The organism is Streptococcus sp. 27098_8_23 (genome assembly GCF_041432195.1).
Classification (GTDB): domain Bacteria; phylum Bacillota; class Bacilli; order Lactobacillales; family Streptococcaceae; genus Streptococcus.
Map to the genome: position 1 here is coordinate 340,507 of NZ_JAPVZF010000001.1, position 15,497 is coordinate 356,003.

The following is a 15,497-nucleotide window of genomic DNA, read 5'->3' on the forward strand; positions in this document are numbered from 1 at the left end:
TAATGGCAACAAAACAAAAAGAAGTAACCACATTTGATGTGCAAGTAGCGGACTTTATCCGTAACCACAAAAAAACAGGAACAGCAACAGATGATGAAATCAATTCAAGTCTGGTTATTCCTTTCACCCTCGATGCAGACGGCATTGAAGACCTTTTGCAACGGATTCAAGATGCTGGAATTTCTATCACAGACAACGAAGGAAATCCAAGTGCGCGTGTGCTTAGTGCAGAAGAAGAACCAGAACTCAGTGATGAGGACTTGATTGGCTCAACTTCTGCCAAGGTTAATGACCCAGTCCGTATGTATTTGAAGGAAATCGGGGTTGTTCCTCTCTTGACCAACGAAGAGGAAAAAGAATTGGCCCTAGCAGTTGAGGCTGGTGATATCGAAGCCAAACAACGCCTTGCAGAAGCCAACCTTCGTTTGGTGGTTTCTATCGCTAAGCGCTACGTAGGGCGTGGCATGCAGTTTCTTGACTTGATCCAAGAAGGAAACATGGGCTTGATGAAGGCTGTTGACAAGTTTGACTATTCAAAAGGATTTAAGTTTTCTACGTATGCAACTTGGTGGATTCGTCAGGCAATCACTCGTGCCATCGCTGACCAAGCTCGCACCATTCGTATCCCTGTTCACATGGTTGAAACTATCAATAAATTGGTTCGTGAACAGCGTAACCTCCTTCAAGAATTGGGTCAAGATCCAACTCCTGAACAAATCGCTGAACGTATGGATATGACACCTGACAAGGTCCGTGAAATTTTGAAAATCGCTCAAGAACCAGTATCACTTGAAACACCGATTGGAGAAGAGGACGATAGCCATCTTGGGGACTTTATCGAAGACGAAGTGATTGAAAATCCAGTAGACTACACAACTCGCATCGTGTTGCGCGAGCAGTTGGATGAGGTTTTGGATACTCTCACAGACCGTGAAGAAAACGTTCTGCGCCTTCGTTTCGGGCTAGATGATGGGAAAATGCGTACTCTTGAAGATGTTGGGAAAGTCTTTAACGTGACTCGTGAACGTATCCGTCAGATTGAGGCCAAGGCTTTGAGAAAATTGCGTCAACCAAGTCGCAGCAAACCGCTTCGTGATTTTATTGAAGACTAAGAGTGAGGAATAACATGGCTTATACAGAAGAGCAAATTGAAACGATCAAAACACGCATTTTAAATGCCTTGGAAGAAGTCATCGACCCTGAGTTGGGGATTGATATTGTCAACCTAGGTTTGATTTATGAAATTCGTTTTGATGGTGAAACAGGTCACACTGAAATTGATATGACCTTGACAACTATGGGCTGCCCACTGGCTGACCTTTTGACAGACCAGATACATGATGCGATGACAGATGTGCCTGAGGTAACCAATACCGAAGTTAAATTGGTCTGGTATCCAGCTTGGACGGTTGAAAAGATGAGTCGCTATGCACGCATCGCCCTAGGAATTAAATAAACAGTTAAAAATAGGAGAGACGATTGGAAAATAGGGTAAATTCCTCTTTTTTCCTCTTGTCTCTTCTTTCTTTTGCTGATTTTCTGGAAATAAAATGGTATAATGGAAGGTATGGAAAACGAAAAATTGCGTATTAATATGCTGAGTTCAAGTGAAAAAGTAGCTGGTCAAGGAGTGTCAGGAGCTTATCGAGAATTGGTTAGTCTCCTTCACCGTGATGCCAAAGATCAGTTGATTGTTACAGAGAATCTTCCTGTAGAAGCGGATGTAACTCACTTTCATACCATTGATTTCCCCTATTATTTATCTACTTTCCAAAAGAAACGCTCTGGGAGAAAAATTGGCTATGTGCATTTTTTGCCTGATACGCTTGAGGGGAGTTTGAAGATCCCATTTTTCCTAAAAGGAATTGTCAAACGCTATGTTTTTTCCTTTTACAACCGAATGGAACACTTGGTGGTGGTCAATCCCATGTTTATCGAGGATTTAGTGGCTGCTGGTATTCCGCGTGAAAAAGTAACTTATATTCCAAATTTTGTAAACAAAGAAAAATGGCATCCATTACCAGCTGAACAGGTTGCACAACTCCGGAAGGAAATGGATCTTGCGGAAGATCAGTTTGTCGTAATCGGTGCGGGTCAGGTTCAGAAACGTAAAGGAATTGATGATTTTATCCGTCTTGCTGAGGAATTGCCAGAAATTACCTTTATCTGGGCAGGTGGTTTTTCATTTGGTGGGATGACAGATGGTTATGAACGCTACAAGAAGATAATGGACAATCCACCTGAAAATCTTATTTTCCCTGGGATTGTGTCACCGGAACGGATGCGGGAACTTTACGCTATGGCGAATCTATTCTTGCTACCAAGTTACAATGAATTATTCCCTATGACTATCTTAGAGGCCGCTAGTTGCGAGGCTCCTATTATGTTAAGAGATTTGGATCTGTATAAGGTTATTCTTGATGGGAATTATCGTGCTACAAGTGATGTTTCCGAGATGAGAGAAGCAATCCTAGAATACAAGAATGACCCTGAAGCCTTAAAGGAATTGAAAGAAAAAGCTCGCGAGATCTCCAAAGAGTACTCTGAGGAGCATTTGTTGGAAATCTGGTTAAAATTTTATCGAGAACAGGCTGCTTTGGGCAAAAAGTGAGGTAATTTATGCGAATTGGTTTATTTACAGATACCTATTTCCCTCAGGTTTCCGGGGTCGCGACTAGTATTCGGACTTTGAAAACTGAGCTTGAAAAGCAGGGGCATGCAGTTTTTATCTTTACAACGACTGATAAAGACGTAAACCGATACGAGGATTGGCAAATTATTCGCATTCCGAGTGTCCCTTTCTTTGCGTTTAAGGATCGACGATTTGCCTACCGAGGTTTTACAAAGGCGCTTGAAATTGCCAAGCAGTATCAACTCGATATCATTCATACCCAGACAGAATTTTCACTTGGGTTGTTAGGGATTTGGATTGCAAGAGAATTGAAAATTCCTGTTATTCATACCTACCACACCCAGTACGAAGATTATGTGCATTACATTGCGAAGGGCATGCTGATTCGTCCGAGTATGGTAAAATATTTGGTGCGTGGCTTCCTTCATGATGTAGATGGCGTGATTTGCCCTAGTGAGATTGTTCGTGACCTTTTATCGAAATACAAAGTCAAGGTTGAAAAGCGTGTCATCCCAACTGGAATTGAGTTGGCTAAGTTTGAACGACCTGAGATAAAAGATGAAAACTTACTAGAGCTTCGCTCGAAGTTAGGTATTCAGGAAGGCGAGAAAATGTTGCTGAGTCTTTCTCGTATCTCCTTTGAGAAGAATATCCAAGCAGTCTTAGCTGCCTTTGCGCAAGTTTTGAAAGAAGAAGACAAGGTGAAGTTGGTTGTTGCTGGAGACGGACCTTATCTGGACAGTCTGAAAGAACAAGCAGGGAAATTAAACATACAAAAACATGTGATTTTTACAGGTATGATTGCTCCCAGTGAGACAGCTTTGTACTATAAGGCAGCAGATTTCTTTATTTCTGCTTCCACTAGTGAAACCCAAGGATTGACTTATCTAGAGAGTCTAGCCAGTGGAACGCCTGTTATTGCTCATGGCAATCCCTATCTTGAAAATCTGATCAATGATAAAATGTTTGGGACCCTCTACTATGGAGAACGAGAGCTTGCAGGAGCTATCCTTGAAGCATTGATTGCTACTCCTGATATGTCTGAACAAAAGTTAGCGGATAAGTTGTACGAGATTTCGGCTGAAAATTTTGGGAAACGAGTTCATGAGTTTTACCTTGATGCTATTATCTCAAATAACTTTGAACATGAGTTACATGATGGACAACCTGTCACTCAGCGCTTCTTAAAAACGATTCTCTATCTACCTCAACAGGCTGTTACAAGCCCAGTAAAAGAATCCAAGCGTATTTTAAGAGCGTCTCGAAAACAATTGTCTAGCATCAGAGATTATTGGAGAGACGAATTCAAATAATAGAATAAGAGGAAGAAAAAATGAAAAAACTAATGAGAAGTGGCAAAGATCAGAAAATTGGAGGCGTTTGCGCAGGAGTGGCCCACTATTTTGATATTGATCCGACGATTGTCCGTGTGTTTTGGGGAGTTCTAGCCTTTTGTTATGGAGCAGGGGTTCTGGCTTACTTGATTTTGTGGGCAATTGCACCTGTTTCTACAGAATATTAAATTAGAATTATATAGAAAAAGGAGAAGTTATGGCTTTTGGAGATAACGGAAAACGTAAAAAAACTTTGTTTGAAAAGGTGACACTTGTTGTCGTGCTCATCATGTTGTTTGTAACCCTTGCTGGTATCTTTGCAACTGCGCTTGGAGCTTTCAGTAGATTCTAAGCAAGCTACGAGGATAGAAACAATAACTAATGACTGGGTTCTCCCCAGCCTTTTTAAAGTGAGAAGAAAATATGAGTATGTTTTTAGATACAGCCAAGATTAAGGTCAAGGCTGGTAATGGTGGCGATGGCATGGTTGCCTTTCGCCGTGAAAAATATGTCCCTAATGGCGGTCCTTGGGGTGGTGATGGTGGACGTGGAGGTAACGTTGTTTTCGTGGTAGACGAAGGCTTACGTACCTTGATGGATTTCCGCTATAACCGTCATTTCAAGGCTGATTCCGGTGAAAAAGGAATGACCAAAGGAATGCACGGACGTGGTGCAGAAGATCTTCGTGTTCGCGTACCACAGGGGACTACTGTACGTGATGCGGAAACAGGTAAAGTCATTACAGACTTGATTGAACATGGTCAAGAGTTTATCGTGGCTCATGGCGGTCGAGGTGGTCGTGGAAATATCCGTTTTGCCACGCCAAAAAATCCTGCACCTGAAATCTCTGAGAATGGAGAACCAGGACAAGAACGCGAGTTGCAACTGGAATTGAAGATTCTAGCGGATGTCGGCTTGGTCGGTTTCCCATCTGTCGGCAAGTCAACTTTGCTTAGTGTCATCACTTCAGCTAAGCCAAAAATCGGTGCTTACCACTTTACGACGATTGTCCCTAATTTGGGTATGGTTCGTACGCAGTCAGGTGAATCTTTTGCAGTAGCAGACCTTCCAGGTTTGATTGAAGGGGCCAGTCAAGGGGTTGGTCTTGGAACCCAGTTTCTTCGTCATATCGAACGCACTCGAGTTATCCTCCATGTCATCGATATGTCAGCTAGCGAAGGACGTGATCCTTATGAGGATTACCTTGCTATTAATAAGGAATTAGAATCCTATAACCTTCGTCTCATGGAACGTCCACAGATTATCGTAGCCAACAAGATGGATATGCCTGAAAGTCAGGAAAATCTTAAAACTTTCAAGGAAAAGTTGGCAGTAAACTACGACGAGTTTGAGGAACTTCCAGCCATCTTCCCAATTTCTGGATTGACCAAGCAAGGGTTGGCGACTCTTTTAGACGCGACAGCTGAATTGTTAGACAAGACTCCAGAATTCCCGATTTATGATGAATCCGATATGGAAGAAGAGGCTTACTATGGCTTTGACGAGGAAGAAAAGGCCTTTGAGATTAGTCGTGATGATGATGCGACATGGGTACTTTCTGGTGAAAAACTCATGAAACTCTTTAACATGACCAACTTTGACCGTGACGAATCGGTCATGAAGTTTGCCCGTCAGCTTCGTGGTATGGGGGTTGACGAAGCCCTTCGTGCACGTGGAGCCAAAGATGGTGATTTGGTTCGCATCGGTAAATTTGAATTTGAATTTGTAGACTAGGAGATTGATATGGGAGATAAACCGATATCATTCCGAGATGCAGATGGAAATTTTGTTTCTGCAGCAGATGTATGGAATGAAAATAAACTAGAAGAATTGTTTAATCGTCTCAATCCTAAACGTGCTCTTCGATTGGCACGTACAAAGAAAGAAGAAACACAGTCAAAGAAATAAACAAATCCCGTGATCTTTTGATCACGGGATTTGTTTTATTCACTAAAGAAAAATGGCGGCGCATATTTTTTAAGACTCTCAAAACAAGCTTGCGCTTTTGTAGCATCTTCACAGATAATCATGCAGACATCGTCTCCACAAAGGGTTGCAACGATATCAGGAAAGGCCAAGGAATCAATTACAGATCCAAATGATTGGGCTAAACCGGGTAAAGTTTTCAAAATAACCTGGTGTTGCACAGGACGCAACATAACAAGAGCGTCTTCCATATAATTTTCAAGACGTTTTTCCCATTTGGAGATAGACCCTGTATTTAGCACATAATAAGAATTATCCTCTTCGCGCACTTTTGAAAGGTTCATGGTTTTGATATCGCGTGATAAGGTAGCCTGAGTAACTTGGATATCATTTTCCGCTAATAAGGCTTGTAATTCAGCTTGAGTGTGGATTTTGTTTTTTGAAACGAGGGCGCGGATAAGTTGGTGTCTGTGTTCTGATTTGTTCATAAAGTAAGTACTCCTTTTACAAGGTACAGTAGCGTGGACTGAACGATAACGTCAGTCGGGTGGTAGGCGGTATTGTCACGTATGATGATTTCAAAGTCAGTAAGATAAAGAACTAGATGGAGAGATTCTCCTTCTTTTAACTTGTCACTAGTTGGGTGCAGATAAACTGGGTAGCAATCTGTTCATCTACATTGATGTTCTTTAATGACAGTGAATCATTCAATTTGGGTAGCTTTTTGTCACGGCGTTTTGTGAATTTACTCTAAATGTAATTCACAGAGATTTCCAACATGTGGTCTGGTAGCGTGTATGATAAATGGTTACACATGTTGGTTAGAGGGAGTATCTTTTGTCTAAGTTCTATCTAGGGGCTTCTATAATGCTTTAAGATGAACTGGATTTGATACGAAGTTTATGTTTGATTCGACTGTTCAAGAGGAAAACTTTGGTTATAGGAAGTTCAATGGTCAAATTCATTGACTTTTCCTTTGAATATTTCCATATTGAAAGTCTGGTAGATTATACCTTTTGACAAGGTAGGATAAGACTAGACTGTGCTAAATCAACAGTCAACTGATAGTCTGTATTATCTCGAATTGTAATCTCAAAGTCTGTTGTGTAGAGAACCAAACGGAGAGTATCTCCTTCTTTAAGTTTGTAGATAGTTGGTTGAAGCTCTAGCTTGAAGTCCATCCATTCATTTGATTGGATTTCTTCAATCGTCAAGAGATTGGTTTGATTTTGAAGATTAAGGTAGCCTTTGGTGAGGACACGTTGGGCACTTGGGTTGAATGGTAGTTCACAGAGATTTTCTAACATATGGTAACGACCATTATCAATGGTTCTAGCACTTAAAATAGCTGGATAAGGCTGTAGATATTTCTTTTGTCCAAGTTCTAACAGTTGGGCTGATAATAGGCCCTTGTTCGTACTCGATTTGACACGAAGTTTCAGCTCCACTCGCCCATTTAAGTGAATGTCTTGACTTACTGGAAGGTCAATGGTGATCTGATTAGCTTTTCCTTGGTAAAGTTCAGTGTTAAAGGTCTGGTAAGTCTTGCCATAACGCTCAAAATCTTTTTGATCATATTGGTTCTGAATCACTTTTTCTTCAGTTCCAAGAGAGAAGGTATGCAGTTCATCTTGCTTGCCAAAGTCATCAAGACTCTGCCATATTTGTGGTTCGGTATTGTCCTGCCAGATAACAGTCGGAAGTTGATAGTCTGAGTCAAGTCCTAATAATTTCTTACTTAACAAGGCATTCATGGACTCGCGGAAGTCGATCGACTGCCAGTTGTTCATATAGACATGGGCACCATGATGGAAAAAGAGGTGTTTATTGATATGGCTAGGAAGGGCATGAAACATCTGGTAAACATGAAGAGGTTTGACGTTCCAATCCTGGGAACCATGCGTAAAGACGACCTCAGCTTGAACCTTGTGAGCATTGAGCAGATAGTTGCGGTCATGCCAAAACTGATTGTAGTCACCAGTCTTGCGATCGAGTTTCTCTTTAACCTTTTCTATGTCTGCTTGATGAGCTTCGTTGCCACGGATATAGTCACCAGCTTGGAGGTTGCGAGAGTAGGTCAATTCAGCAAGTGAGTCAAAATCCTCACCTGGATAGCCCCCTGGGCTGGTCACTAGACCATTTTCTCGATAGTAGTTGTACCAAGAGGAAATTCCTGCTTCCGCGATGATGACTTCTAAGCCATCAACACCAGTGGTAGCGAGACCATTGGACATGGTGCCTAGATAGGAAATACCTGTTGTTGCGACTCTCCCGTTTGACCAGTCAGCCTTGACTTGGCGTTTGCGCGTGTGGTCCGTGAAAGCACGGCAACGACCATTGAGCCAGTCAATGACATTTTTATAAGCTTCAATCTGCTGGTAGTCACCATTGGTCATGAGCCCTTGGGAATCCTTGGTACCAACACCCGATACATAGAGATTGGCAAATCCACGTGGGAGGAAGTAGTCATTTAGAGTATATGAGCTATTGATATGAGATAGCTTTTCTTCAGCTTCTGAGACGACTTCTGCTTGACCATGAGGTTCGACTAAATTCAGCTTAGGTTCCTCAAGTTCAATGGTGTGGGGCGGTTTGACCTCAAGCTCTCCCTCCATTTTGTAGAGAGCCTTGTCACTGGCTTTATCGTTGGTCCCTTGGTGATAAGGGCTGGCAGTCATGACTGAAGGAATCTGTCCATCATAACGCGGGCGAATAATGCTGACCTTGACTAAGTCAGGGAGACCGTCTTTATCAGTATCCACACAACTTTCGACATACACGACTTCACGAATGACATCATGAGTAGAGAAGGTTGCCAAGCTCTTACCGTTAAAGTAGTGGTAGTGATTATCTTCTGAAATGAGTCCATCACTAATAAGCTGATCGATGAGCGTGTTTCCTTTTTTCGTTCGCGTATTGAGCAATTGATAAAGATTTTCAATGAGATCTCCATAAACAATAGGAAAACCAGTTTCTTTACGAAACTGTTCGGCATCCTCAAAGTCAACAAGATAGCTAAAACCTAAAAGTTGAAAAACTACTGTGTAGAAAATCTCGGCAGTTAACTCACGGTCTGACTGGAAAAAAGTTACTAAATCTGTTTCTTTATCCGCAGCCAAAGTCGATAAGGCATAATCCGTGTTAGAATAAGTGAAAAAACTCCAACGAATGAAGTCTTCAAACTGTCTTTTTAAGGACAGTTGGGGTGACAGCTTTAGACCAAGACCTTCTAATTCCTCAAATCGTTGAGAACTAGTGGTTGGTTGGTAGCTGAATTGATTAAAACGCATGTTTCTCTCCTTTGAAAACAGACTGGATTTATTATATCAAAAAAGAGGGAAAAATGGAATAAATAAACTTAAATGAAATAAATTTCTTAAACCAGCATATCAATTTAGTAAGTTATTATAAAATGCTGAATAAATACCATAGAAGTAAGCCTTTTTCTAGAGATTTTTATATGTAAAACTGCATATAACTCCTATCTTTAATATTCTTCGTTTGGTATAAATATATCTAAATTTACATTTAAAACTATTATATAATATTAATTTTTTATTTCTTTCCTCTGAGAAATGAAGAACTTAACAGTAAGAAGAGAAGAAGTTTGTAACTGATGATAGTGAAAAGAAAGTGCAGAGTTGCTTCAATATCCAACTTTAAATGGTATAATAGTAGTAAAACGAAAGCAAGGAGGAGAAGAAATGATTGCACAGCTCGACACTAAGACTGTTTATAGTTTTATGGAAAGTGTGGTTTCGATTGAAAAATATGTACAAACGGCTAAAGAGTATGGCTATTCTCACCTTGCTATCATGGATGTGGATAATCTCTATGGGGCCTATCACTTTTTAGAGGTGACTCGAAAATATGGAATCCAACCTTTAATTGGTCTTGAAATGACCTTAATTATAGATGAGAAGGCGATCTCTTTCCGTTTTCTAGCCCTATCCACTAAAGGTTATCAAGAGTTGATGAAGTTATCCACTTTAAAAATGACTGGACGGAAAAATTGGTCTGACTTCACCTCCCACCTCGAAGATGTGGCCATTATTGTTCCCTATTTTAATGGGGTCGAACAGTTGGATTTGGGGCATGATTATTTTATCGGTGTCAGTCCAGATACTCCTCAAGAAGTCTTTACTAGCCCCATTCTTCCACTCTATCAGGTCAACTCTTTTGAAAAAGAAGATAGTCAAGTTTTACAAATCTTGTCAGCAGTCAAGGACAATATCAGTCTGAGAGAAGTGGATCTGCATTCACAACAAGGGATTTTTTTGCCTGCCTCAGACTTGGAAGCAGGGTTTAAAAATCGCTTCCCTCAGGCGCTTGCCAATCTCCAAGGTCTGATAGAGAATGTAAGCTATCAAATCGACCCAAGTTTAAAACTCCCTCGCTTTAATCCTGAAAGACCAGCGGTCGAAGAACTTAGAGAGAGAGCTGAGCAAGGCTTGAGTAACAAGGGGCTAACCTCAGCTCTCTATCGTGAGCGACTAAATGAAGAATTAGCTGTGATTCATGATATGGGCTTTGACGATTATTTCCTTGTAGTTTGGGATTTGCTCCGTTTTGGACGTTCCCAAGGATATTATATGGGAATGGGGCGTGGTTCTGCGGTTGGTAGTCTGGTGGCTTACTCACTGGATATCACAGGGATTGATCCGGTTGAAAAGAACCTGATTTTCGAGCGCTTTTTAAATCGTGAGCGCTATACCATGCCTGATATCGATATCGACATTCCTGACCTCTATAGGCCGGAGTTCATTCGCTATGTTCGTGATCGCTATGGCAGTCAACATGTGGCACAGATTGTCACTTATTCGACCTTTGGAGCAAAACAGGCAATTCGTGATGTTTTCAAACGCTATGGCGTTCCAGAGTACGAATTAACAAATATTACGAAAAAAATCAGTTTCCGAGATACGCTAACGACGGCCTATGAAAAGAATTTGCAATTTAAACAGGTCATCCATAGCAAGATTGAATACCAAAAAGCTTTTGAGATTGCTCGAAAGATTGAAGGGTATCCTCGTCAGACCTCTATCCATGCGGCCGGAGTCGTTATGAGTGACCAAGACTTGACGGACTATATTCCTCTAAAATATGGTGAGGATATGCTGATTACCCAGTATGATGCTCATGGTGTCGAAGCTAATGGCCTTTTAAAAATGGATTTCCTAGGTCTACGTAACCTAACTTTTGTCCAAAAAATGCAGGAATTACTGGCTGAGTCAGAAGGTATTAATCTGAAAATCGAAGAGATTGACTTGGAAGACAAAGAAACTCTGGCTCTCTTTGCTGCTGGAAATACCAAGGGGATTTTCCAATTTGAACAACCTGGCGCCATTCGACTCTTGAAACGAGTTCAGCCGCAAGTCTTTGAAGAGGTAGTAGCAACGACATCCCTCAACAGACCAGGTGCTAGTGATTATATTGATAACTTTGTCGCTCGTAAGCACGGGAAAGAAAAGGTGACGGTGTTAGACCCTGCCTTGGAGGACATTCTGTCATCAACCTATGGTATTATGCTCTACCAAGAGCAAGTCATGCAGGTTGCTCAGCGTTTTGGAGGTTTCAGTCTTGGTAAAGCCGACATTCTCAGACGAGCCATGGGTAAGAAAAATGCTAAAGAGATGCATTTGATGAGGGAAGATTTTATCATAGGAGCTATGAAATTGGGGCATACAGAAGAAAAGGCCAAGCAAGTTTTTGCAGTGATGGAAAAGTTTGCAGGCTATGGATTTAACCGATCCCACGCTTATGCCTACTCAGCGCTGGCTTTTCAACTAGCTTATTTCAAGACACACTATCCTGCTATTTTCTTCCAAGTCATGTTGAATTATTCAAGCAGTGATTACATTGTAGATGCATTGCAGATGGGCTTTGAAGTAGCTCCCTTAGCAATCAACAGCATTCCCTATCATGATAAAATTGCTCAGAAGAAAATCTATCTTGGTTTGAAAGCTATTAAAGGGATGCCGAGAGATTTGTCTTACTGGATTATTGAAAATCGTCCTTTTTCAAGCATTGAAGATTTCGTCACACGTCTTCCCAAGAATTACAAGAAACTGTCGCTTTTGACGCCTTTGGTTGAACTGGGGCTTTTTGATGAATTTGACAAGAATCGTCAGAAAATCTTAGTCAACCTACCAAACTTATTTGTTTTTGTTGAGGAATTAGGTGGACTTTTTGCAGATACAAATTATAGTTGGACTGAAGCTGATGATTTTACTGAGGCAGAGAAATTTTACAAAGAGCAGGAACTGATTGGGGTAGGTATCAGTTCACATCCTCTCCAAACTCTTGCCAAACAAGCTCTATATCCAACGACGCCAATCACTAATCTAACCGAGGGAGCTCAAGCCACTCTCCTAGTTGAAGTTCAAAAGATTAAAGTGATTCGAACCAAAAAAGGCGAGAGTATGGCCTTTCTACAGGTTCATGATAGTAAGTCTCGGATGGATGTAACTGTATTTTCAGACCAATATAGAAAATTTGCTTCCAATTTATCCGAAGGGAAATTTTACTACATCAATGGCAAAGTTCAATCTCGAGATGGTCGTCTGCAAATGATTGCACAAGATTTGAAAGAAGCAGTGGCAGAACGATTCTGGATTCAAGTTAAAAATCATGAATACGATAAAGAGATTTCAAATATCCTAGAACAATACAAAGGCCCAATTCCTGTCATTATCAGGTATGAAGAGGAACAAAAAACAGTTGTTTCTACTCAACATTTTGTAAGAAAAGATTCTGCTCTAGAGGAAAAATTAGAGGGAATTGCTATGAAAACGATTTATCGCTAAAAATACGGAAAATAGAAGAATTTTCGATTTAAATGTGGTATAATCAGTAAGAATGTTAAAAGAAAAAGGAGCATAAACCAAATGAAACGTATTGCTGTTTTGACCAGTGGTGGAGACGCCCCTGGTATGAATGCTGCCATCCGTGCAGTAGTTCGCCAAGCAATCTCAGAAGGAATGGAAGTTTTTGGTATCTATGATGGGTACGCTGGTATGGTTGCCGGTGAAATTTATCCACTTGATGCTGCTTCAGTAGGAGACATCATTTCTCGTGGTGGTACTTTCCTTCACTCTGCTCGTTACCCCGAGTTTGCACAACTTGAAGGCCAACTTAAAGGGATTGAGCAATTGAAAAAACACGGTATCGAAGGAGTCGTAGTTATCGGTGGAGACGGTTCTTATCACGGAGCTATGCGCTTGACGGAACATGGGTTCCCTGCTATTGGACTTCCAGGTACAATCGATAACGATATCGTAGGGACTGACTTTACAATCGGATTTGATACTGCAGTTACGACTGCAATGGATGCGATTGATAAGATTCGTGATACATCATCAAGTCACCGTCGTACTTTCGTTGTTGAAGTAATGGGACGTAACGCTGGTGATATCGCTCTTTGGGCTGGTATCGCAACTGGTGCTGATGAAATTATCATCCCTGAGGAAGGCTTCAAGATGGAAGATATCGTAGCTAGTATCAAAGCTGGTTATGAGCACGGTAAAAAACACAACATTATCGTTTTGGCAGAAGGTGTTATGTCAGCAGCTGAATTTGGTCAAAAACTAAAAGAAGCAGGAGACACTAGTGACCTTCGTGTAACAGAACTTGGTCACATCCAACGTGGTGGATCACCAACTGCGCGTGACCGTGTATTGGCATCACGTATGGGGGCACACGCTGTTAAACTCCTTAAACAAGGAATCGGTGGTGTCGCTGTTGGTATCCGTAACGAAAAAATGGTTGAGAATCCAATCCTTGGTACAGCAGAAGAAGGAGCTTTGTTTAGCTTAACTGCAGAAGGTAAGATTATTGTTAACAACCCTCATAAAGCTGATCTTGAACTTTCTGCTTTGAACAAGAGCTTGTCCTAATCAACTTTCATTAATTTGGTAACATGACCATAAAAGGTCGAATTATATAAAGGAGTCACAAAAATCATGAACAAACGTGTAAAAATCGTTGCAACTTTAGGTCCTGCGGTTGAAATCCGTGGTGGTAAAAAATTCGGTGAAGACGGATACTGGGGTGAAAAACTTGACGTTGAAGCTTCAGCTCAAAATATTGCTAAATTGATTGAAGCAGGAGCAAACACTTTCCGTTTCAACTTCTCACACGGTGACCACCAAGAACAAGGTGAGCGTATGGCAACTGTTAAACTTGCTGAAAAACTTGCAGGTAAAAAAGTTGGTTTCCTTCTTGATACTAAAGGACCTGAAATCCGTACAGAATTGTTTGAAGGTGACGCAAAAGAGTACTCATACAAAACTGGTGAAAAAATCCGTGTTGCAACTAAACAAGGAATCAAATCAACTCGTGATGTGATTGCTTTGAACGTTGCTGGTGCCCTTGATATCTACGATGATGTTGAAGTTGGTCACCAAGTTTTGGTTGACGATGGTAAATTGGGTCTTCGTGTTTTCGCAAAAGACGATGCAACTCGTGAATTTGAAGTAGTCGTTGAAAATGACGGTATCATTGCTAAGCAGAAAGGTGTAAACATTCCTAACACTAAAATTCCTTTCCCAGCACTTGCTGAACGTGATAACGATGATATCCGTTTCGGTTTGGAACAAGGTATCAACTTCATCGCGATTTCATTCGTACGTACTGCAAAAGACGTCGACGAAGTTCGTGCAATCTGTGAAGAAACTGGTAATGGTCACGTTCAATTGTTTGCAAAAATCGAAAACCAACAAGGTATCGATAACTTGGATGAAATCATTGAAGCTGCTGACGGTATCATGATCGCTCGTGGTGACATGGGTATCGAAGTACCATTCGAAATGGTTCCAGTTTATCAAAAAATGATCATCACTAAAGTGAACGCAGCAGGTAAAGTTGTTATCACAGCAACAAACATGCTTGAAACAATGACTGAAAAACCACGTGCAACTCGTTCAGAAGTATCAGACGTATTTAACGCTGTTATCGACGGAACTGACGCTACAATGCTTTCAGGTGAGTCTGCAAACGGTAAATACCCACTTGAGTCAGTAACAACAATGGCTACAATTGACAAGAACGCACAAACTCTTCTTAACGAATACGGACGTTTGAACTCAGATACTTTCGAACGTAACTCTAAGACAGAAGTTATGGCTTCAGCTGTTAAAGATGCTACAAACTCAATGAACATCAAATTGGTTGTTACCCTTACTAAGACTGGTCACACAGCTCGTTTGATTTCTAAATACCGTCCAAATGCTGATATCTTGGCATTGACATTCGACGAATTGACAGAGCGTGGATTGATGTTGAACTGGGGTGTTATCCCAATGTTGACTGAAGCTCCATCATCAACTGATGATATGTTCGAAATCGCTGAACGTAAAGCAGTTGAAGCAGGCCTTGTAGAATCTGGTGACGATATTGTTATCGTTGCAGGTGTGCCACTTGGCGAAGCTGTTCGTACAAACACAATGCGTATCCGTACAGTACGTTAATCTAACACAAAAACCTATCATTTCAGGCTGAAAAGCTTGAGTGATAGGTCTTTTTTTATCAAAATGAGATGGTATTTAGTAAATAGGAATGGGAAAAAACTGAAAATTATGGTATAATAGAATGAAAAGACCTTTTTA

General features: G+C 41.0%; 13 protein-coding genes. 11 read left to right on the plus strand and 2 right to left on the minus strand.

All coding sequences use genetic code 11. The features are described 5' to 3' along the window. Window positions 1-2: 2 nt before the first annotated feature. The 8 genes from rpoD to O3652_RS01720 all read left to right on the plus strand — a co-directional run bounded on the left by rpoD (window position 3) and on the right by O3652_RS01720 (window position 5,874). Window positions 3-1,112 carry an RNA polymerase sigma factor RpoD gene (gene rpoD, locus O3652_RS01685; RefSeq protein ID WP_000201892.1) on the plus strand — a complete coding sequence of 370 codons (1,110 nt, stop codon included), beginning with the start codon at window positions 3-5 and terminating at the stop codon, window positions 1,110-1,112. A gap of 14 nt (window positions 1,113-1,126) precedes the next feature. Then, complete coding sequence (locus O3652_RS01690; RefSeq protein WP_000331930.1) at window positions 1,127-1,456, plus strand: metal-sulfur cluster assembly factor; 330 nt, start codon at window positions 1,127-1,129, stop codon at window positions 1,454-1,456. 111 nt (window positions 1,457-1,567) lie between these two features. Then, complete coding sequence (locus O3652_RS01695) at window positions 1,568-2,611, plus strand: glycosyltransferase family 4 protein (protein ID WP_185755869.1); 1,044 nt, start codon at window positions 1,568-1,570, stop codon at window positions 2,609-2,611. A gap of 8 nt (window positions 2,612-2,619) precedes the next feature. Next, window positions 2,620-3,945, plus strand: a complete 1,326-nt coding sequence (locus tag O3652_RS01700) for a glycosyltransferase family 4 protein (protein WP_125413212.1) — start codon at window positions 2,620-2,622, stop codon at window positions 3,943-3,945. A gap of 20 nt (window positions 3,946-3,965) precedes the next feature. Next, window positions 3,966-4,154, plus strand: a complete 189-nt coding sequence (locus tag O3652_RS01705; RefSeq protein WP_185755868.1) for a PspC domain-containing protein — start codon at window positions 3,966-3,968, stop codon at window positions 4,152-4,154. 29 nt (window positions 4,155-4,183) lie between these two features. Beyond that, entirely contained in the window at window positions 4,184-4,318 is a 135-nt protein-coding gene (locus tag O3652_RS01710; protein ID WP_000863851.1) for a DUF4044 domain-containing protein, read from the plus strand. 71 nt (window positions 4,319-4,389) lie between these two features. Beyond that, window positions 4,390-5,700: a GTPase ObgE gene (gene obgE / locus O3652_RS01715; RefSeq protein ID WP_125413211.1), complete on the plus strand. Its 1,311-nt coding sequence runs from the start codon at window positions 4,390-4,392 to the stop codon at window positions 5,698-5,700. A gap of 9 nt (window positions 5,701-5,709) precedes the next feature. Continuing rightward, window positions 5,710-5,874, plus strand: a complete 165-nt coding sequence (locus O3652_RS01720; RefSeq protein ID WP_125413210.1) for a hypothetical protein — start codon at window positions 5,710-5,712, stop codon at window positions 5,872-5,874. Window positions 5,875-5,909: 35 nt separating this feature from the next. Here O3652_RS01720 and O3652_RS01725 read toward each other — a convergent pair whose 3' ends face one another. After that, entirely contained in the window at window positions 5,910-6,380 is a 471-nt protein-coding gene (locus O3652_RS01725) for an arginine repressor (protein ID WP_001043018.1), read from the minus strand. A 519-nt stretch (window positions 6,381-6,899) separates the two neighbouring features. Continuing rightward, window positions 6,900-9,182 carry a Xaa-Pro dipeptidyl-peptidase gene (locus tag O3652_RS01730; RefSeq protein ID WP_125413209.1) on the minus strand — a complete coding sequence of 761 codons (2,283 nt, stop codon included), beginning with the start codon at window positions 9,180-9,182 and terminating at the stop codon, window positions 6,900-6,902. A 414-nt stretch (window positions 9,183-9,596) separates the two neighbouring features. On the opposite strand from O3652_RS01730, the gene O3652_RS01735 reads away from it, so the two are divergent. From O3652_RS01735 to pyk, 3 genes are all read left to right on the plus strand, one after another. Then, window positions 9,597-12,698, plus strand: coding sequence for a DNA polymerase III subunit alpha (locus tag O3652_RS01735; protein WP_125413158.1), 3,102 nt, complete (start codon window positions 9,597-9,599; stop codon window positions 12,696-12,698). Window positions 12,699-12,779: 81 nt separating this feature from the next. Continuing rightward, window positions 12,780-13,787 (plus strand): 6-phosphofructokinase, encoded by a 1,008-nt coding sequence (pfkA, locus tag O3652_RS01740; RefSeq protein ID WP_000820882.1) that lies wholly within the window; start codon window positions 12,780-12,782, stop codon window positions 13,785-13,787. Between the two features lie 66 nt (window positions 13,788-13,853). Further along, window positions 13,854-15,359 carry a pyruvate kinase gene (pyk, locus tag O3652_RS01745; protein WP_042902347.1) on the plus strand — a complete coding sequence of 502 codons (1,506 nt, stop codon included), beginning with the start codon at window positions 13,854-13,856 and terminating at the stop codon, window positions 15,357-15,359. The last annotated feature ends 138 nt before the right edge of the window (window positions 15,360-15,497 follow it).

Excerpts from the sequence above, each read along its gene's own strand:
- O3652_RS01700 (WP_125413212.1), top strand. The coding sequence starts at position 2,620 with ATGCGAATTGGTTTATTTACAGATACCTATTTCCCTCAGGTTTCCGGG.
- O3652_RS01720 (WP_125413210.1), top strand. The coding sequence starts at position 5,710 with ATGGGAGATAAACCGATATCATTCCGAGATGCAGATGGAAATTTTGTT.
- O3652_RS01705 (WP_185755868.1), top strand. The coding sequence starts at position 3,966 with ATGAAAAAACTAATGAGAAGTGGCAAAGATCAGAAAATTGGAGGCGTT.
- rpoD (WP_000201892.1), top strand. The coding sequence starts at position 3 with ATGGCAACAAAACAAAAAGAAGTAACCACATTTGATGTGCAAGTAGCG.
- O3652_RS01730 (WP_125413209.1), bottom strand. The coding sequence starts at position 9,182 with ATGCGTTTTAATCAATTCAGCTACCAACCAACCACTAGTTCTCAACGA.
- O3652_RS01710 (WP_000863851.1), top strand. The coding sequence starts at position 4,184 with ATGGCTTTTGGAGATAACGGAAAACGTAAAAAAACTTTGTTTGAAAAG.
- obgE (WP_125413211.1), top strand. The coding sequence starts at position 4,390 with ATGAGTATGTTTTTAGATACAGCCAAGATTAAGGTCAAGGCTGGTAAT.
- pyk (WP_042902347.1), top strand. The coding sequence starts at position 13,854 with ATGAACAAACGTGTAAAAATCGTTGCAACTTTAGGTCCTGCGGTTGAA.
- O3652_RS01725 (WP_001043018.1), bottom strand. The coding sequence starts at position 6,380 with ATGAACAAATCAGAACACAGACACCAACTTATCCGCGCCCTCGTTTCA.
- O3652_RS01695 (WP_185755869.1), top strand. The coding sequence starts at position 1,568 with ATGGAAAACGAAAAATTGCGTATTAATATGCTGAGTTCAAGTGAAAAA.
- O3652_RS01690 (WP_000331930.1), top strand. The coding sequence starts at position 1,127 with ATGGCTTATACAGAAGAGCAAATTGAAACGATCAAAACACGCATTTTA.
- pfkA (WP_000820882.1), top strand. The coding sequence starts at position 12,780 with ATGAAACGTATTGCTGTTTTGACCAGTGGTGGAGACGCCCCTGGTATG.
- O3652_RS01735 (WP_125413158.1), top strand. The coding sequence starts at position 9,597 with ATGATTGCACAGCTCGACACTAAGACTGTTTATAGTTTTATGGAAAGT.